The following is an 18460-nucleotide window of genomic DNA, read 5'->3' on the forward strand; positions in this document are numbered from 1 at the left end:
AGATGGTCAGTTTTGCAAGCAGGGCAGCCGGGCAGCAAGCCGCGATATCGGCGGATTTCGAGCACGAGCTGGCACGCGAGGTGCTGCGGACCGAGCTGTTGCGCGTCAAGGCCCTGATCGTGACGGGATGCGTCATGATCCTGTTCATCACTGCGATGTACCTGTTTGCCCCGAGCGTCGTGGAGCGGGTCTGGCATGGGACGTCCGGGCTGATCGAGGTCTACGGCGTGCTGATCGGGTTTGTCCTGTTCGAGGTCTGGGTTCAGTCCCAGATCAGGCGAAATCTCAGGCTCGATCGAGACGTGCCGGTGGTCAGACGGTATGTCGGCGCGCTGATCGAAACCTCGCTGCCGACGGTCATCCTCGTCCTGGAGATCCGGAGCATGGGGGCGATCCCGGCACTCGGTTTTGCCGTGCCTCTGGTCTATTTCATCTTCATCATTCTCTCGACGCTGCGCCTCGATTTCCGGTTGTCGGCCTTCACCGGTTTCGTGGCGGCGGCCCAGCTCTTCGCCGTTGCACTCTATTTTGATCCCGTCAGCGGCGCCGGCGAGCCTCAGGCCTATTTCCACGCCGTGCGCAGCTGCATCATCCTGGTCTGCGGCGTGCTCGCAGGCGCCGTCGGCGCACAACTCCGCCGGCAGTTCGCGGCAAGCATCACGGCAGCCACCGCGCGCGACCGCGTCACAAACCTGTTCGGCCAGCACGTCTCGCCGCAGGTCGTCGAGCGGCTGATGGCGGAGGGAACTAGCGCCGGCGGCGACATCAGGCGCGTCGCGGTGATGTTCGTCGACTTCCGCGGCTTCACCGCCGGCGCACGCTCGCGCTCGCCGCAGGACGTGGTCGATCGGCTCGACGGCGCCTTCGCCGTGCTGGTCGACATCCTCGATCGCCATGGCGGCATCGTGAACAAGTTCTTGGGCGACGGCTTTCTCGCACTGTTTGGGGCACCGCTCGCCGCATCCGACGCCGCGCACCGGGCCGTCGCTGCCGGCCGCGAGATGCTCACCGCGATGGACCGCATCAACGCACAATCGAGCTGGCCGCTGCGGATCGGCATCGGCATCCATTTCGGCGAGGTCGTCGCCGGCAATATTGGCTCACCGCGGCGCAAGGAGTACACCGTGATCGGCGACACCGTGAACTTTGCTTCAAGGCTGGAGGCGCTGAACAAGGATTTCGGCTCGCAGCTCCTGATCTCGTCCGCGGTGCGCGATGTGCTCGGCGATGATGGCGACGATGCCGTCGCGCTTGGAGAGGTCGAGGTGCGCGGCTACGAGCGGCCGATGGCGGTGTTTCAACTGGGATAGTGGATTCCGCTGATGATGCCCGTCATTCCGGGGCGCCCGGAGGGCGAACCCGGAATCTCGAGATTCCGGGCTCGGCTCTTCGAGCCGCCCCGGAATGACGGTGCGTCTGGCCTGAGAGAGGTATTATCGTAGCGCTTGACTCCAATTTCATCTAGTCATCTATATGACTATATGAATTCAGTCCCGCTCGACGACCGCCTGCCTCGCTATCAGCGTCTGCGCGACGATCTCGCCGCGCGGATCAACCGCAATGAATGGCGCCCGGGCGAGCCGATCCCGTCGGAGGCCGAGCTCGCTGCGCATTACGGCGTCGCGATCGGCACCGTGCGCAAGGCGATCGATCAGCTGGTCAGCGACGCCGTGCTGGAGCGCCAGCAGGGCCGCGGCACCTTCGTCCGCCGCGCGCGCTTCAACTCCTCGCTGTTCCGCTTCTTCCGCTTCCAGTCCGAGAGCGGCGAGCGCCGCGTGCCGCAAAGCCGCATCCTCAGGCGGAAATGCGTGCCGGCTACCTCCGCCGTCGCATCCGCGCTGCGCATCCCCCAAGGCGAGCCCGTGATCAGCCTGTCGCGCCTGCGCCTGATCGACGACGTGCCGCTGCTCGCCGATGAGATCTGGCTGCAAAAGTCGCGCTTCGCGGCGATCCTCGACATCGACCCGTCCGAATTCGGCGACCTGCTTTATCCTCTCTATGAGGAGCGCTGCGGTGAGGTGGTGGTGTCGGCGGAGGAAATCCTGACGGTCGAGACCGCGAGCGAGATGCAGGCCCGCCTGCTGCGGCTCGAGGCGCACGCGCCGCTGATCGTCATCGAGCGTCTCGCGCTCGATCTCGAACGGCGCCCAATCGAATGGCGCCGCTCGCGCGGGCCTGCCAACCGCTTCCGCTACCACGCCGAGATCCGGTGAGCGCGGGCGACACACACACACATCAAGCAATAAAGAATTCAGGGGAGAGACGATGGCAAACTGGTACAGCGAAAGCTCGCCGCTGGAGCGGCGCACCTTCTGGGCAAGCTTCGGCGGTTGGGCGCTCGACGCACTCGACGTCCAGATGTTTGGCCTTGCCATCCCCGCGCTGATCGCGGCCTTCGGGATCAGCAAGGCTGATGCCGGCCTGCTCGGCTCGATCACGCTGTTCTTTGGCGCCTTCGGCGGCTGGATCGGCGGCGCGCTCGGCGACCGCTTCGGTCGCGTCAAGGCGCTCCAGATCACGGTCGCCACCTTTGCGCTTGCGACCTTCGCCTGCGCCTTTGCGATGACCTACACCCAGCTCCTGGTGCTCAAGGCCATTCAGGGCCTCGGCTTCGGCGCCGAATGGGCCTGCGGCGCGGTGCTGATGGCCGAGATCATCCGCCCCGAGCATCGCGGCAAGGCGCTCGGCTCGGTGCAGAGCGCGTGGGCGGTGGGCTGGGGCGCAGCCGTGCTGCTGTCCGCCCTGGTCTTCACCTACGCGCCGGCGGACATCGCCTGGCGGATCCTGTTCGCGATCGGACTGTTGCCCGCGCTGCTGATCATCTTCATTCGCCGCGGCCTGAAGGAGCCGCAGCGCGCGGCGGCGAGTGCAGCCCCGCCGCCGTTCTTCGCCACGCTCGCCGGCATCTTCCATCGTGACGTGCTGCGCGCGACCCTGATCGGCGGTCTCTTCGGGACCGGCGCGCATGGCGGCTACGCCGCGCTGACGACGTTCCTGCCGACCTATCTTCGCGAGGTACGGCATCTGTCGGTGCTGGGCTCGAGCGGCTATCTCGCCGTCATCATCATCGCATTCTTCTGCGGTTGCGTGATGAGCGGCATCGTCAGCGACCGCATCGGCAGGCGCGCCAACGTCGCGCTCTTCGCCACCGCCTGCATCGTCACCGTGCTGGTCTACATCTTTGCGCCGCTGACCAATTCGCAGATGCTGGTGCTGGGTTTCCCCTTGGGCTTCTTCTCGGCAGGCATCCCGGCGAGCATGGCGGCGCTGTTCAGCGAGCTCTATCCGGCGGGTGTGCGCGGCACCGGAGTCGGCTTCTGCTACAATTTCGGGCGCATCGTTTCCGCCGCGTTTCCGTTCCTCGTCGGCTATCTCAGCGACCATATCGGCCTTGGGCCCGCGATCGGTATCGACGCGGCCTTTGCCTATTCGCTGGTGCTGATCGCGGTGCTGCTGCTGCCCGAGACCCGCGGCAAGGTGTTTGAGCAGGCCGCCGTCGGTACGCGCGCCTGATCTGCGAATGTGGAGTAACAGACATGACGAGAAACGAACGCGGCCTGACGCGCCGTCAATTCGGCGCGGGCGCTGCTGCCCTTGCCTCAGTGATCGCCAGTGCGGGCAGGGCGATGAGTGAGGTGAAAATTCCGGCGATCGATACCCATGCCCACGTCTTTCACCGTGGCCTGAAGCTCGCTCCCGGCCGGCGTTACGCACCGGACTACGACGCGCCGCTCGATCTGTATCTGCAGCAGCTCGATCGGAACGGCATGACTAATGGCGTGCTGGTACAGCCGAGCTTTCTCGGCACTGACAATTCCTATCTTGTCGAATGCCTGAAGGTGGCCGGCGGCCGGCTGCGCGGCATCGCCGTCGTCGATCCCGCGGTCCCTGCCGAGGAGCTTGCCGCGCTCGATCGCGAAGGCGTGGTCGGCATCCGTCTCAACCTCGTCGGCCAGCCCTTGCCGGATCTCGGCGCGCCCGAATGGAAGTCGTTGCTCGCATCGGTCAAATCGCTGGGCTGGCAGGTCGAGATCCAGCGCAACGCCTCCGATCTCGCAACGCTCGCGCCGCAGCTGCTCGACCGCGGCATCACCGTCGTGCTCGATCACTTCGCGCTGCCCGATCCGAAACTCGGCGTCGCCGACCCGGGCTTCCAGGCTGTGCTGAAGCTGGGTGCGACCAAAAACGTCTGGGTCAAGATATCCGCGCCGTACCGCAACGGTGCCGCCGGCGAAAGCTTTGCGAAGGAAGCCTATCCCCTGCTGCGCACAGCTTACGGTCTCGACCGTCTGTTGTGGGGCAGCGACTGGCCGCACACGCAGTTCGAGGCGGTGCAGACTTACGAGAAGAACCGCCGCTTCCTCGACGAGCTCGTCACGGACAAGGACGAGCGCGCGCAAGTGTTGGCCTCGCCGCGACCACTCTTCCGCTTCTAGATTCTCTTGCGCGATTGCACCGAGTGCTCCGAGTTTTGGGGCATGACGGCTTATAGCGTCGGCCTGTAACATGCAGGCCGATGCAGCCGGTCGAGGCTGCAATTTGCGTGAGGGAAGCAAGATGCAACGGCGCTACATCACAGTCGACGTATTCACCAACCGCATCTTCGGCGGCAACCAGCTCGCCGTCGTGCTCGATGCCGGCGGGCTGTCGACGCAGCAGATGCAGGCGATCGCGACCGAGTTCAACTATTCCGAGACCATCTTGGTGCTGCCGCCGCGCGACAAGGCGAACGATGCCGAGGTGCGCATCTTCACGCCCGTCAGGGAGCTTCCCTTTGCCGGGCATCCCAATGTCGGCACGGCGTTCGTGCTTGCAACGCTCGCCAGGGAGCCGAAACAGCGTCTGCTGTTCGAGGAGAAGGCGGGCCTCGTGCCGGTGGACATTCAGCGGGAGCAGGGCAGGGTGGTCAACGCCGAGCTCACCGCACCGCAGCCCTTGAGCCGCCTCTCGCAACTTTCTGCAAACGACGTTGCAGCCTGTCTTTCGCTGAGTGCAGAAGACATCAGGTTGGATCGGCACGCGCCGCAGGTTGTCGGCGTGGGAACGCCGTTCGTGGTGGCGGAGGTGGGCTCGCGCGATGCCGTGCGACGGGCGAAACCCGACGCTGCGGCGTTCGGCCGGGTGATGCCGCGCGACGGCGCCTTTGGGGTCTATTTCTACACGCGCGACGTTCCTGCCGCTGAAGCGCCTTGCGATCTCCAGGCGCGGATGTTCTTTCCCGGCGCCAGCGGCCTGATCGAGGACCCCGCCACCGGCAGCGCCACGGTCGCCGCTGCCGCCCTGTTCGCCGATCTCGATCCCCAGCGCGATGGCGAGTTGAAGCTCACCATCGGCCAGGGTTTTGATATGGGCAGGCCGAGCATCCTGCTGACGCGCGTGGTGAAGCAGAACGGCGCGCTGCTGTCCTCCCACGTCGGCGGCTAGTGCGTGCAGATGATGGAAGGAACGTTTCGGCTCGCGGGGGAGGGGTAGGCTCTTTCCACTCGTCATTTCTGACAAGCGACGCGCGCCCCTGGCAGACCCGTCATCCTGAGGTGCGAGCCCTTGCGAGCCTCGAAGGATGGACGGCCGAGGTGCTGCAACGTCAGCGGCACGCCGTCGTCCTTCGAGGCCTCCGCTTCGCTACGGCACCTCAGGAGGACGGCTACTGCTAGATCGTCATCTCGTCTCGCGCCCGGAATGACGGCGGAGCCAGCTACACCTGCCGCCCGACCAAATTCTCCACCTTCACCCCATCGCGGTCCTCGATGATCTCCGCGATCATCTGGCGGTGGCAGTGGGTGTGGTCGCGCTCGTAGCAGAGCAGGCAGACGGGGCCGCCCTTCTTCACCAGCGCCGACAATTCGTCGAGCTCTTCCTTCGCTTGCGGCGTCTTCAGGTGCTTTGAGTAGATCTTTTCAAGCGCCGCATACTCGCCGCTGCGCGCGGCGAGGCGTCCTTCCTTCGGCGTGCCCAGCGCCGCCAAATGGACATAGGCGATGCCGCGCTCGTCGAGCCCTGCCGCGAGCTGCTTCTTGGAAAAGCCCGGCCGGCGCGAGGACGTCACCGCGCGCACGTCGACGAGCAGCTTGACGCCGGCCTGCTCCAGCTCGTCCAGCACCGCCTTGGGCGGCGTCTGCTCATAGCCGATGGTGAAGAGCTTTTTCGCTTTGGCCATGCCGGACCTCAGGCAACGCGCGCGATCAGTTCCATGGCGCCGGCTGGCGCGCGCACCTTGCCCTCGTGGATGACATAGGCGAACACGTCGCGCGGCTCCTTCTTGGGCTTTGCCTTGTCAACCTTCGGCAGGTCATCCGGTTCACTACCCGAGGCCCAGGCCTGAAACCGCGAGCCCCAGGCAACGAGATCCCTGGGCGGATAGCAGGTCTTCAGCTCGTCATTGCCCTTTTGAAGCCGGGCGTAGACGAAATCGCTGACGACATCCGCAATCGCCGGATATTTGCCGTGCTCGGCGAACACCACCGGCGTCTCGAACTCGCGCAGCAGCGCGACGAAATCGGGCGTGCAGAAGCTGTCGTGACGAACCTCGACCACATGACGCAGCGCGCGGCCATCGAGCTTGCGCGGCAACAGCTCCAGGAACTTGCCGAAATCGGCGCCGTCGAACTTCTTGGTCGGCGCGAATTGCCACAGCACGGGTCCAAGGCGGTCGCGCAGCTCCAGCACGCCGGAATCGTAGAACCGCTTGATGGAATCGCCGGCCTCCGCCAGCACCCTCCGGTTGGTGGCAAAGCGCGGTCCCTTGACCGAGAAGACGAAGCCGTCGGGCACTTCGGAGGCCCATTTGCGAAAGCTCTCCGGCTTCTGCGAGCCGTAATAGGTGCCGTTGATCTCGATCGAGGTCAGCTTCGATGCGGCATAGGACAGCTCCTTCGCCTGCGTGAGCTTCTCCGGATAGAACACGCCGCGCCAGGGCTCGAAAGTCCAGCCGCCGATGCCGATGAAGATGTTGCCCGATTTTTGCGACGCGGTTTTTGCTTTGGCCACGGAGGATCTCGCGCGGATGAGGGGAGGGCTCTCATCCTAATCAAACCAGATGTGATTGGCCAGTTGCAGCGTCCCGTCTAAGCTCGCGACCGGGATCTGCGATAACAGGAGAACAAGATGCGGATGCTGATCGCGCTGGTGCTCGTCATGATGACGTCTGCTGCCATTGCCGATGACGATGATGCGGGAGGGGCGCACAAGCTGGCGATCCAGGGCCGCGACGATTATTGGCACTGCCTGGCGCGGGAATATTCGCGCGACAGCAATCAAGGTCTCTCGGAACAGGACTTTTCCCGCTCGGTCGCGGGCGCCTGTCCTTCCGAGCGGCAGTATTATCGGGTCGCGTTGCTCGACTATCTGACGACGCAATATCCCAGCATCGATGCCGGCGCTCATCTCGCGACCGCGAACAGGGCGGTGGAATCGGCGCAGAAGGACATCGTGATGGCCTTCGTGAAGCACAGGGCACCCGGCACTGGCTCCTCCAATTAACCGTCGGAACCCGCGGCCCTTCCGGCCGGCCGCGCTTCCGTGATATCAGAAGGGTTCATCGGAACGGGAACGGGCAGGATGACGTCTGAGTCGGTCGGAGGCATTTTTGGCGCGATCGTCGCGGCGGTCGTGCTCGCGGTCGCCGTCGTGTTCGGTCCGATCGGACAATATGGCAAGCCGCCGAAGCCCAAGGCCGCAGCCCAGCCTGCACCGGCTGCAGCCGCAGCCCCTGCCGCGCCCGCCCCGCGGGGACCGATCATTCGGGAAGTGCCGAACCAATAGCGGCGGGCCCCCTTGCGGATGGGCATTGCAGTTCCTATTTAGCTTTTAACGGCGACGTTGCAGCTCACCGCTCCGGCGCCGGGACGACCTTGGAATAGCTCGGCTGCGCCGGATGTACGCGCGGTCCGTTATTCTGGGGTCGTTGGCATTTTTGGTCCCCTTTTCGGCGCTTTCCCCTTAAAACCCCGGCTTGGCATCGCAGGACGCGGCGGATATACGCTCCCCGTCATGAATGAAGCGATCAGACCGGGCCCCGAATCCTCGCCGCAGGCCCCGCAGCCAGGCCCGCGCTCGCCGGAGCTGTCCGTCGTCGTCCCGACTTTCAACGAGCGTGACAACGTCACGGTCCTGTATCGGCGGCTGGAGGCAACCCTGGCCGGCATCGCCTGGGAGGTCGTGTTCGTCGACGACAATTCGCCCGACGGCACCTGGGACGTGGTGCGCGCGCTCGCCAGGCGCGACAGCCGCGTGCGCTGCATCCGCCGCATCGGCCGCCGCGGCCTGTCGGGGGCCTGCATCGAAGGCATTTTGGCCTCAAGCGCACCCTATGCGGCAGTGATCGACGCCGATCTCCAGCATGACGAGACGCAACTGCCGAAGATGCTCTCGCTGCTCGCGAGCGGAGAGGCCGAGCTCGTTGTCGGCAGTCGCTATATCGAGGGCTACAAAAGCGAAGGCTTCAACAAGCAGCGCGCCGGCGCCAGCGCGCTTGCGACCGAAGTCGCCAAGCAGGTGCTGCAGGTCGAGATCGCCGACCCCATGAGCGGCTTCTTCATGATCCGCACCGACCGATTCGAGCAGCTGGCGCCAAAGCTCTCGGTGCACGGCTTCAAGATCCTGCTCGATGTCGTCGCCTCCGCGCGCGGCGGCTTACGCGCCGTCGAAATTCCCTACACCTTCGGCGCGCGCCAGCATGGCGAGAGCAAGCTCGATTCCATGGTCGCGCTCGACTTCCTGGGCCTGGTGCTGGCGAAGCTCACCAACGACGCGGTGTCGCTACGCTTCCTGCTGTTCGCGATGGTCGGCGGCATCGGCCTCGTCGTGCATCTGACGACGCTGTTCATCGCCCTCGAGGTCTTCAAGGCGCCGTTCGCGGAGGCGCAGGCCTCCGGCGCTCTCGTCGCCATGACCAGCAACTTCATCCTCAACAACTTCCTCACCTATCGCGATCAGCGGCTGAAGGGCTTTGCGATCCTGCGCGGCCTGATTGCCTTCTACATCGTCTGTAGCGTCGGCCTGTTCGCCAATGTCGGCGTTGCCTTCTCGGTCTACGACCAGGAGCCGATCTGGTGGCTTGCCGGAATGGCCGGCGCGCTGATGGGCGTGGTGTGGAACTACGCGATGTCCGGACTGTTCGTCTGGCGCAAGAAATAGCGCATCATGGGCGGGGCCGACGCGCGGATCGTCCGTAACACCGCGCTGATCATCATCGCGCTCGTGATGCTGCGGCTGGTCGCTGCCGCATTCACGCCGATCACCTTCGACGAAGCCTATTACTGGATTTGGTCGAAGAGCCTGGCGGGCGGCTACTACGACCACCCGCCGATGGTCGCCTACGTCATCCGCGCCGGCACCATGATCGCTGGCGACACCGAGCTCGGCGTGCGGCTGGTCTCGATCCTGCTCGCGCTGCCCATGAGCTATGCGGTGTATCGCGCCGCCGCGATCCTGTTCGGCGGCGCGCGCGTTGCCGCAACCAGCGCGATCCTGCTCAACGCGACGCTGATGGCCGCGGTCGGCACGCTGATCGTCACGCCCGATGCGCCGCTGCTGGTCGCCTCCAGCTTCGTGCTGTTCTTCCTGGCCAAGGTGCTGGAGACCGGGCGCGGCGTGTGGTGGCTTGCGGTGGGTGCTGCGGTCGGCGCCGCGCTGCTGTCGAAATACACCGCCCTGTTCTTCGGTGTCGCGATCCTGATCTGGCTCGCCGCCGTGCCGAAGCTGCGGCGCTGGTTCATCTCGCCCTGGCCCTATCTCGGCGGCATCGTGGCGTTTGCGATCTTCTCGCCCGTGGTGCTCTGGAATGCCGATCATCAATGGGTGTCGTTCCTCAAGCAGTTCGGCCGCGCGCGGATCGAGGATTTCCGTCCCGTCTTCATAGCCGAGCTCATACCCACGCAATTCGCATTCGCAACGCCGCTCGTCTTCATCCTCGGTGCGATGGGTCTTCACGTGCTGACCTGGCGGCGGATCGGCGCGTCGGCCTCGCGCATCCTGGTCGAAACGATGTTCTGGACCATCGTCGTCTATTTCGTCTGGCATTCGCTGCACGCGCGCGTCGAGGCCAACTGGTTCGCGCCGGTCTATCCCGCCTTCGCGGTTGCGGCCGCGGTCGCCGCGCACATCGCGCAATGGAAGCCGCGGCAGCAGGAGCTCGTCGCATTCTGCCTGAAATGGGCGGCACCCACCGGCATCGCGATGTTTGCGGCCCTCATCGTGCAGGCCAATACCGGCTGGCTATCCGGCTATCGCCGCGACGCCACCGTGCGCAGCGTCGGCGTCGGCTGGCGCGCGCTCGCATCGGAGATCGAGGCGGTCCGCGCGAAGACCGGCGCGGCCTGCATCCTCGCGCCGGACTACGGCACCACGGCCTGGCTCGCCTTCTATCTGCCGCGCGGCACCTGCGTGTTGCAGCGGGACCAGCGTATCCGCTGGGTCAATATGGGCGAGCCCGATCCGAAACTCCTGGCCGGCAAGTTGCTCTATGTCGACGAGCTGCGCGCCGACGGTCACCCCTTCCTCAACGACACCTTCTCGCAGGTGACGCGCGTCGCGGAATTGCAGCGCAAGAGGGGGCCGCTTGTCGTCGAGACCTACGGGATCGATCTGATGGAGGGCGCCAAGGGCGAGGTTCTCGACCGTACGCCGCCGCCGGAGGTCCGGTAACGGGTTTCGAGCTCTCAGCCCGCGACGCCGGCCTCAGCCGCGGCTTGTCCCGGCTGCCGCTCTTCGTGCCAGAACCAGACGGTAACCGCACCGGCGCGGCCGCGAACCTGCGTCTGCAACGGTCCCGTCAGAATGCCGCGGGGGTCGCCGTGAAAATCGGCCGCGTCCAGCAGGGTATCGCTGAACGCGAGCCGCGCATCGTGCTGGGCTGCGACCTCCATCAACCGGTTCGCCACGTTGACGTTGTCGCCTGTCGCGGTGATGTGCTGGTGGCTTCCGCCGAGACGCGAGGCGACGATCGGACCGAAATGCGCGCCGATCTTGAAGCCGAGCTGATCCCTGTATGATGCTGGCAGCGATGCCCTCCAGCTTTCCACAACGCGGTGCAACTCGACCGAGCATTTGACGGCTCGCGCCGCGTCGTCAGGCGTTGCGCGCGGCAGGCCGAACAGGATCATGGCGCCATCGCCGAGAAATCCGGTGATCATGCCACCGGATGAGACCGCCGTCGTGTCGACCAGCGCATGAAACGCCTTCAACAGGTCGCGAAGCGTGTCCGGATCGAGCCGTTCGCTGAGCGCAGTGAAGCCGGAGAGGTCGATGAAGACGACAGCGGCATTCTGGTGGACCGGCTCGCTGAGGAAATCGGGATCGCGCGCCAGCCACTCCTGCACGGCGGGCGCCTGGAATTGCGCCAGCGATCTGCTCCTTGCCGTCAGGTACTGCGTCCTGCGGCCTCCCGCCCACAATTGCACGCCGGCAAAGATCACAACCGGCGGCACTGCGGCCGCGAGCGTGGTTGCGGCGTTGAGCCAGATGCCGTGCGTGAACGCGAACAGGTTGAGAGCGGCCCAGGCCATCATCACCACGGCGGCCGCAATCAGGCCGATCGCGCTTCGCCGCCAGGCAAGCAGGCCCACCAGGACCATTGGCAGCAGGATCGCGGCGAATGCATCGGCGATATGAACCTTGCGGTCGCGCACGATGCCGTCGCCGGCGACGAGATGCGTGATCGCGGTCGAGACGACCTCGACGCCGGGCATCAGGGTATCGAACGGCGTCGGAAAGAAATCGCCGCCGCCGGCGACCGATGCGCCGATCACGACGATCCGGTTCTCGATTGCCCCGCGATCGAGCGTGCCGTCGAACACGTTCTGCGCGCTCAACGTACGGATCGTGCGGCGCGGGCCGTAATATGCAATGGGTAGCGAAAAGTCCGTGTCGGTCGGGACAGTGCGCTCGCCGAGCATGAGGTGATCGGGCGCAATCGTCAGCGGCTGGCCGAGCGCCCGGCTCGCCACCCGCAGCGGAAACGACAGCTCGACCTTGTCGCCCGTCCGGAACAGCATCGGGACCGAGAGTGGGGAGCCGGACTGCCCCGTCGCAACGTTGACGATGCCGACCTCGGCGTGATCGGCGAAGGCCGGCAGCGGCAGCAGGAAACGTTCGGCCTGGGGCAGGGCGGCGAGCGGCCCTTCGCTGCTGGTTGCCACGGTATCGGTGGCGGTTGGAAAGATCGCCGCGGCGGCCAGGACCGTGGACGCGGCGGCGAGCGAACGTGCCAGCATGGCATCGCCGAGTCTGGCGCCAGGATCGACCAGAAGGAGGTCGACGGCGATCACCTTCGGCTTGAATTGCGCGACGGCATCGACGACGCGCGCGAGGTCGGCGCGGGGAAGCGGATAGCGGCCGCCGCGCTTCACGACGGTGTCGTCGACCGCAATGATGGTGACGAGGTCGGGGGGAGGCTGCGGGCCGCGCGCCAGCGTGCGCAAGTCCGTCAGCGTCGCCTCGAGACGATCGAGAAACTGCAGGTGGCCGTTCGCGTGAGCGACGCAAATGGCGGCGCCCCACAGCGCGGTGAGGACGAGCGCAACCAGGATTTGAACGCGTCGGCTACTCATACCCGTCGTTCTGCCGTCACCTATTGTCCGAGCCTTATTGTCCAAGCCTCTATTGTCCAAGTCTTATTGTCCGAGCCTTGCCATCAAGGCGTCGATGCGTGGTTGGCCCCAACGCTTGACCTCCGCCATGCTGGTCGTCTCGACGTCGACACCTTCGCCCGGTCCGAGCAGGACGGCCCGCCCGCGGGCCCTCTGGCTGACGCCGACACGTCCGTCGGCGACGAACACGGACGTCTTGCTGCCGTCGGCGGCATCGACGGCCCATTTCGTGCCGCGTACTGCGGCGATCGCCTGCGGCGTCAACACCTTGAAGGGATTGCCGCCGGGCTTCTTGGGAACCTCGACCAGCAGCGCCTTGCTGCTCAACTCGACCGAGTCGATATGTCCGTCGCGGTTGGCGTCCTTAAGTTCAAATCTGGCGCCATTTTCCGCAACGATCGTGATGCCGTTATCGCAGCGCCACATCTGCGTTCCCGCGGCCGACGGCGACGACGTGCAACCCGCAATGGCAGGCTGCGCGACAGCCTGACCGATCAACAAGAACGACGACGCCAGAGCCCAAAATCCGGCGTGTGAGACCCTTCTCATGCCAGCCTCCATTGGCGTGCTAGGCACATTTCAAGGCGATGTGTTGATACGGTACCGTATCATTCGCAGAGGCTGCTGAAAAGTGCCGAGGTTGGACCTATTTTGCCGCGGGGCTCTTTTCCAGATGATGCGCGATCAACTCTCGGTCAGCGCGCCGTGTCGCGCGAGCGCTCGGTGCGCGATGTGATGTGTGCTCGCGTGTCGCGCGTCGCATCGAAGGTGGGGTCCGCCAGCCTCGCGCAACGCTCCGTCGCTATGATCGGGCGGCGTTCAAGATCACGAAAAGGCCGTTGTTGGATGCGTCATGAGATGCGGCTGGAGGCACGCCAAACCGGCCGAGAAACATGGTTAACAACTTCGTCTAAGTCCGTAGTTCTGCGGACTATTTCCCGAAACGGGACAGCTCTGCCGAGCCGCCCCACATCCGCCCGAACTTAATCCGCATTTAACTAAAAGTCGCCTTAATGACGCTCCGACCCTCTGCGAGATGCAGCTTTCGGATCGTGACCAGCAGCGGCACTTCGAAGGGGGACTGAGTGACACCGTCCTGGACGCAAGGCGAATGAGTACGAGTATCGCTGCGCAAAGTAACGCGGCACGGAAGTCCAAAAAATCTTCTCGGAAGTCTTCCCGGAAAGTGACCACCCAGACCATCGTCGGCGCCGCCGCGATCGGCTGTCTCGTGCTGGGCGCCGGCTGGACCGTCCACAACTACATCTTCGGTGCGAGCGTCTATCCGACCGTCGGCACCGCAGGCTACGACGAGCCCGTGATCAAGCGCGCGCCGAAGGTCGCTCTGCGCGAGGCCGGCGAAGCGGTCAGGGAAGTCTTTGCGATGCTGCCCGATCGCGGGCAGGTGGTCACGCCGATCACGCGCGAAATGTTCAACGAGCGCTTTGCTGCTGCGGCCCCACAGAGCGTGGCGTCCAACGCGGCGAACGCCGCGCCGCAGGCTCCCGCTACGAACGTTGCCGACGCCAAGGAGGCCGCGAAGCCCGCCGCGCCCGCGAAGGTTGCGGAAGCGCAAAAGGCGCAAGGCCCCGCCAAGATCGCAGACGCCGCGAAGGCCAAGCGTGGCGCGGATGCGCCTGTGCAGGTTGCTTCGGCCGAGCCGGCCGAGACCGCGCGCGTGCCGGAGGCGAAGCCCACGAAGTCTTTCGCCGATCGCGCGAAGGCGGCGGTGATGGCGATCACCGGGCCGCGGCAGTCGATGGTCGAGAAGCTCTGGGGCAAGCGTGAGCCGTCAGGCGGATTGCTGGCTTACGCGTCAGCCGATGCCAGCGTGACCGCGAGCATCGCGCCGAGGGAGCAGAACCCGATGTTCGGCGGTGCGCCGCCCTATGACCGCGACACCGCGGTCTACGACATCACCGCGAAGATGGTGTACCTCCCCGACGGCACCAGGCTCGAGGCGCATTCCGGCCTCGGCTCCAATCTCGACGACCCGCGCTCCTCGCGCGTCCGCATGCGCGGCGTGACGCCGCCGCACATCTATATGCTCAAGCCGCGCGAGGCGCTGTTCCACGGCGTGCCCGCGTTGCGGCTGACGCCGGTTGGCGGCGAGAACGCGATCTACGGTCGCGACGGCCTGCTCGCGCACACCTTCATGCTCGGGCCGAACGGCGATTCCAACGGCTGCGTATCGTTCCGCGACTACTCCGCCTTCCTCGACGCCTACCGCAACAAGGGCATCCGCAAGCTCGCCGTGCTCGCGCGCGTCGAGTGAGGCCTTAAGCCGTCACCGTCTTGCGCAGCGCAGCCTCGATCGCGATCGCCTCTCTCAATCGCGGCCGCGCCTGCATGCGGTCGAGATAGCCGGCCAGTGTCGGCCATTGCGCAATGTCGACGCCCGCGGGACGGAGCAGCAGCAAAGCCCAGGTCAGATGCGCATCCGCAATGGTGAAGCGGTCGCCGACGAGGAATTCGCGGTCGGCGAGATGCGTGGCCGGCACCGACAATGTCTGTCCGATTCTTGCGCGGGGCTTCGCAAGCGATGCGTCGTCCTTGTACCAGAAGAACGGAAACAGGAAGCCCTTGTGGATCTCCGCGCCGATGAAGCTCAGCCATTCCTGCAGGCGATAGCGATCGGGAGTGCCGAGCGGTGGGGCGAGGCCCGTCTCCGGTTTGAGATCGGCGATGTATTGCAGCACCGCTGCGCTCTCCGTTAGCCGGTCGCCATTCTCCAGGATCAGGACGGGCACCGCGCCTTTGGGCGAGACCGCGCGGAAGTCGGTATCATCCTCGATGCGCTTCTTGGTCAAGAGGTGGACGAGATGGTAGCGCGCCTCGATGCCGGCCTCCATCAAGGCGATGCGGCTGGCGAGCGAGCAGGCCATTGGCGAGAAATAGAGCTGCAGCATGGTCCAAGGACTCCGTTTCCAGATTGATCAGCTCAGTGCGTCGCTGCGCGCGATGATCGCGAAACGATCGGACAATTCCGCGAGCGCGACGTCGTGGATGGTGGCGGCGGGAATTGCCCCGCCGCGGCCGTCGGGCAGGTCGCGCGTCGCGCAGGCATCCGAAGCGATGGTAGTGCGCAGGCCCAGATCGAGCGCGGCGCGCGCGGTCGAGCTGACGCACATGTGGGTCATGAAGCCCGCGAGCACGATATTCTTGCGTCCGGTCGAGGCCAGCCGCGCTTGCAGATCCGTTCCGGCGAAGGCGTTCGGCAGCGGCTTTTCGATCACCGGCTCGGTTGCGAGCGGCGCGAGGCTCGCAACGATCGCGCCGCGCTCCGCCTCGCGGTCGAACAGGCCGCCGGCTCGGCCCTTGTGCGCGACGTGAAAGATCGCAGCACCCGCCTGTCGCGCGCGGGAGAGTAGCCGCTCTGCGCGCGCGATGGCCGGCTCGGCGTCGGGCAGCGCCAGCGGCCCCGTGCGATATTCGTTCTGCAGGTCGATCAGGACGAGACAGCTTTCGCTGAGCCGGGGCGGGCTCAGATCGGCGCCGGCGAGTTCAAGGAGGGTTTTGGGAGCGGTCATGGCGGAAGGCTGCCTTTTGGTGGAGTTCGGATGGATGAAACCTAGCCGAGCTCCGGCCTGCCATTGTGCAGGACTATTGCAGCAGATGGCTGCAAATTTGCAGGCAGGCCGGACCCCATGCTAAACGAGGGGAATGAACTGGGACGATCTGCGCATCATTGCGGCCGTGCGGGACGAGGGCACCTATGCCGGCGCCAGCGCGCGGCTGCGCATCGACGAGACCACGGTGGGGCGGCGGCTGGCGCGGATCCAGCGGAGCCTCGGCGTGCCGCTGTTCGAGGCGGTCGATGGTTTGCGCCGGCCGACCCGCCACTGCGAGGCGGTACTCGAGCACGTCAAGGCCATGGCGGCGCATGTCGCCGCGATCGATCGCATCGGCGAGAGCGAGCCCGGCGCCGTCGGCCGCCTGCGCATCGCCTCCACCAACACGGTCGCCGAGGAGCTGTTGGCGCCGCGCGCGGAAGGCTTTCTGCGCGACAATCCGGGACTGACGCTGCAATTCCTGACCTCCAGCGAGAACGTCAAATTCTCGCGCTGGCAGGCCGATCTCGCCATCCGCCTGCGCAAGCCGGACAAGGGCGACTTCACGATCTCCAGGCTTGCGGATGTGCGCCTGTATTTCTTCGAGCCGGCGGACCGCAGCGAGGTTGATCCGATCGTGTGCGCCTATCCGGACGAGCTCGACACGATCCCCGAGGCGCAATTCCTGCGCGCGAAGCGGCTGAAGAATGCGCGCTGCGTCACCGACAACGTCCGCGTCATCCGCACCCTGATCCAGTCGCATCAGGCGATCGGCGTGCTCCCCGAATATGGCTGCGAGGCGTTGCTCGCCGATCGCAGCCTGCGCGCCACCTTGCTCGCAAGGCGCCGCGACGTCTGGCTGCTGGTGCAAAATCACCTCAAGCGCGATCCCGCGACGCGCCTGACGATCGAGTGGGTGCGCCGATGCTTCAAGGATGTCGCGCGGGAATGATTGATCAGCGCTTGACGAACGTGAAGTTGCAGGGCCGCAATTCGTTGCGTTTGCCGGTGCCGCGGGTGCGTTCGAATTGGGCGTCGATCGTGTACGCGTAGGCCGAGCCGGGAGCGGCGTTGTTGACGGTGTAGGCGCTCGGGCCTGTCGTGCCCCGAGCACTCAGCGTGGCCTTTCCGTCCGCTTGAATTTGTCCCTCGATGGCAAGCCAGTTCGCCTTTGCCTGGTCCGCATCCTCGGCGTGGAACGCTCCGTTTGCGATCGTGGCCGTGAGGCTCCTGGTGTAGCCGAGCGCCTTGCCCGCATTCGCACAACTGACGCTGACGTCCCATTTGCCGTCGAATTCCTTGCTCGCGGCGGGCTTCGCGTCGGCCGCCGGCGCGAGCGCGGTCTTCTGTTTCAGGCCGTCAATCCTCGCCTTGGCGAGATTGGCGAAGCTGCAACCTGAAAATCTTGCGAGATGATCTTCGTAGGCGGCGATCGTGCCGATTGCGTCGGCAGCCTTCCAGTGTGCCTCGGCGGCGGCGCACGGATCGGCTCGCGGCGCAGGCTGAGGAGCCGACGGAGCAATCGTCACCGACACCGGTCCGTTCAGATAAAATTTGCCGATGATCGACAGCGAGAGCTCCGGGAGCTGGGTCTTGCCGCTCGTCTCGTAGACGTCACCGCTGATGTCGCGAAAGATGTCGCCGATCTCGTGCGGCTCCCCGATATGCTTCAGGAATGCGGACGTATAGGGGCTGTTGCGGCCGCTTCCGTCTGCGGCCGTTTGCCCGGATTGCGTCGAGAACGATACGATCGTGCCGAGCGGCGCTTCAACTTTCAAAAGCCTGCGTCCGATCGAAGCGGCGCGCGTCGCGCCGGCGGAACGCTTCAGGCTTTCGGCCAGCGGATTATCGCGACAGGAATCGAGCACCAGGATGCGCAGATTCTTGGCCTGTTGCAGATCGTTCAGGATGTCATCCACGCGGACGAAGCGCTTCAGATCCGCTTCGTCCGTGAGCACGGCGTCGACCGGCATCAGATAGTTGACGCCGTTGTACTGCATCGCGTGACCGCTGTAGTAGAACATCGCGACGTCGGCTTTGCCTGCGGCGCGAGCGAAACGGATCGTCAGGTTCTGCATGTCGGCCTGGCGCAGGTCCGTGCCCTGGATGACCTCGAAGCCGCTGCGCGTGAGCGCGGTCGCAACGTCTTCCGCATCGTGCGACGGATTGGCGAGCTGAGCCGTATTGACGTAGGCGCCGTTGCCGATGACCAGCGCCACCCGCGTCTCCGCCGATGCGGGACACGAGCCGAACCAAGCGGCTGCGAGGACAACGCAAATTCTGCAAAATGCGCGCATGGATGTCCCCCGAGAGAACATCGGA

General features: G+C 65.4%; 18 protein-coding genes. 11 read left to right on the forward strand and 7 right to left on the reverse strand.

Annotation, left to right across the window (positions count from 1 at the left end; genetic code table 11):
* Positions 1-2: 2 nt before the first annotated feature.
* From NLM33_RS45440 to NLM33_RS45460, 5 genes are all read left to right on the forward strand, one after another.
* The gene (locus NLM33_RS45440; protein ID WP_254105217.1) at positions 3-1310 is read left to right on the forward strand and encodes an adenylate/guanylate cyclase domain-containing protein; all 1308 of its coding nucleotides are present in this window, start codon (positions 3-5) and stop codon (positions 1308-1310) included.
* Between the two features lie 171 nt (positions 1311-1481).
* Positions 1482-2213, forward strand: coding sequence for a GntR family transcriptional regulator (locus NLM33_RS45445; RefSeq protein ID WP_254105218.1), 732 nt, complete (start codon positions 1482-1484; stop codon positions 2211-2213).
* Between the two features lie 52 nt (positions 2214-2265).
* Positions 2266-3513 carry an MFS transporter gene (locus NLM33_RS45450; RefSeq protein ID WP_254105219.1) on the forward strand — a complete coding sequence of 416 codons (1248 nt, stop codon included), beginning with the start codon at positions 2266-2268 and terminating at the stop codon, positions 3511-3513.
* Between the two features lie 23 nt (positions 3514-3536).
* Entirely contained in the window at positions 3537-4436 is a 900-nt protein-coding gene (locus NLM33_RS45455; protein ID WP_254105220.1) for an amidohydrolase, read from the forward strand.
* A gap of 121 nt (positions 4437-4557) precedes the next feature.
* Positions 4558-5424 carry a PhzF family phenazine biosynthesis protein gene (locus NLM33_RS45460; protein WP_254105221.1) on the forward strand — a complete coding sequence of 289 codons (867 nt, stop codon included), beginning with the start codon at positions 4558-4560 and terminating at the stop codon, positions 5422-5424.
* A gap of 271 nt (positions 5425-5695) precedes the next feature.
* Here NLM33_RS45460 and NLM33_RS45465 read toward each other — a convergent pair whose 3' ends face one another.
* Both NLM33_RS45465 and NLM33_RS45470 read right to left on the reverse strand, forming a co-directional pair.
* Complete coding sequence (locus NLM33_RS45465) at positions 5696-6157, reverse strand: DUF488 family protein (protein ID WP_254105222.1); 462 nt, start codon at positions 6155-6157, stop codon at positions 5696-5698.
* An 8-nt stretch (positions 6158-6165) separates the two neighbouring features.
* Positions 6166-6987 (reverse strand): DUF72 domain-containing protein, encoded by an 822-nt coding sequence (locus NLM33_RS45470; RefSeq protein WP_254105223.1) that lies wholly within the window; start codon positions 6985-6987, stop codon positions 6166-6168.
* A 117-nt stretch (positions 6988-7104) separates the two neighbouring features.
* Here NLM33_RS45470 and NLM33_RS45475 point away from each other — a divergent pair, with 117 nt between their 5' ends.
* The 4 genes from NLM33_RS45475 to NLM33_RS45490 all read left to right on the forward strand — a co-directional run bounded on the left by NLM33_RS45475 (position 7105) and on the right by NLM33_RS45490 (position 10644).
* Positions 7105-7479, forward strand: coding sequence for a hypothetical protein (locus NLM33_RS45475; RefSeq protein ID WP_254105224.1), 375 nt, complete (start codon positions 7105-7107; stop codon positions 7477-7479).
* A gap of 78 nt (positions 7480-7557) precedes the next feature.
* A complete protein-coding gene (locus NLM33_RS45480) occupies positions 7558-7761 on the forward strand; it encodes a hypothetical protein (protein ID WP_254105225.1) in 204 nt (67 codons plus the stop codon).
* A 228-nt stretch (positions 7762-7989) separates the two neighbouring features.
* The gene (locus NLM33_RS45485) at positions 7990-9135 is read left to right on the forward strand and encodes a glycosyltransferase family 2 protein (RefSeq protein ID WP_254105226.1); all 1146 of its coding nucleotides are present in this window, start codon (positions 7990-7992) and stop codon (positions 9133-9135) included.
* A 6-nt stretch (positions 9136-9141) separates the two neighbouring features.
* On the forward strand, positions 9142-10644 hold the full coding sequence (locus tag NLM33_RS45490; protein WP_254105227.1) for a glycosyltransferase family 39 protein: 1503 nt from the start codon (positions 9142-9144) through the stop codon (positions 10642-10644).
* Between the two features lie 14 nt (positions 10645-10658).
* On the opposite strand, the gene NLM33_RS45495 is transcribed toward NLM33_RS45490, so the two are convergent.
* Positions 10659-12548: a CHASE2 domain-containing protein gene (locus tag NLM33_RS45495; RefSeq protein ID WP_254105228.1), complete on the reverse strand. Its 1890-nt coding sequence runs from the start codon at positions 12546-12548 to the stop codon at positions 10659-10661.
* Positions 12549-12611: 63 nt separating this feature from the next.
* Positions 12612-13136, reverse strand: a complete 525-nt coding sequence (locus tag NLM33_RS45500) for a FecR domain-containing protein (protein ID WP_254105229.1) — start codon at positions 13134-13136, stop codon at positions 12612-12614.
* A gap of 562 nt (positions 13137-13698) precedes the next feature.
* Here NLM33_RS45500 and NLM33_RS45505 point away from each other — a divergent pair.
* Positions 13699-14862 (forward strand): DUF2778 domain-containing protein, encoded by a 1164-nt coding sequence (locus NLM33_RS45505; protein WP_371930087.1) that lies wholly within the window; start codon positions 13699-13701, stop codon positions 14860-14862.
* 4 nt (positions 14863-14866) lie between these two features.
* Here NLM33_RS45505 and NLM33_RS45510 read toward each other — a convergent pair whose 3' ends face one another.
* The gene (locus NLM33_RS45510; RefSeq protein ID WP_254105231.1) at positions 14867-15496 is read right to left on the reverse strand and encodes a glutathione binding-like protein; all 630 of its coding nucleotides are present in this window, start codon (positions 15494-15496) and stop codon (positions 14867-14869) included.
* A gap of 27 nt (positions 15497-15523) precedes the next feature.
* Positions 15524-16117: a cysteine hydrolase family protein gene (locus NLM33_RS45515; RefSeq protein ID WP_254105232.1), complete on the reverse strand. Its 594-nt coding sequence runs from the start codon at positions 16115-16117 to the stop codon at positions 15524-15526.
* Positions 16118-16250: 133 nt separating this feature from the next.
* Here NLM33_RS45515 and NLM33_RS45520 point away from each other — a divergent pair, with 133 nt between their 5' ends.
* Positions 16251-17090, forward strand: coding sequence for a LysR family transcriptional regulator (locus NLM33_RS45520; RefSeq protein WP_254105233.1), 840 nt, complete (start codon positions 16251-16253; stop codon positions 17088-17090).
* Between the two features lie 4 nt (positions 17091-17094).
* On the opposite strand, the gene NLM33_RS45525 is transcribed toward NLM33_RS45520, so the two are convergent.
* A complete protein-coding gene (locus NLM33_RS45525) occupies positions 17095-18435 on the reverse strand; it encodes a caspase family protein (RefSeq protein WP_254105234.1) in 1341 nt (446 codons plus the stop codon).
* Positions 18436-18460: the final 25 nt, after the last annotated feature.

The organism is Bradyrhizobium sp. CCGUVB1N3, from assembly GCF_024199925.1.
Taxonomy (GTDB): domain Bacteria; phylum Pseudomonadota; class Alphaproteobacteria; order Rhizobiales; family Xanthobacteraceae; genus Bradyrhizobium.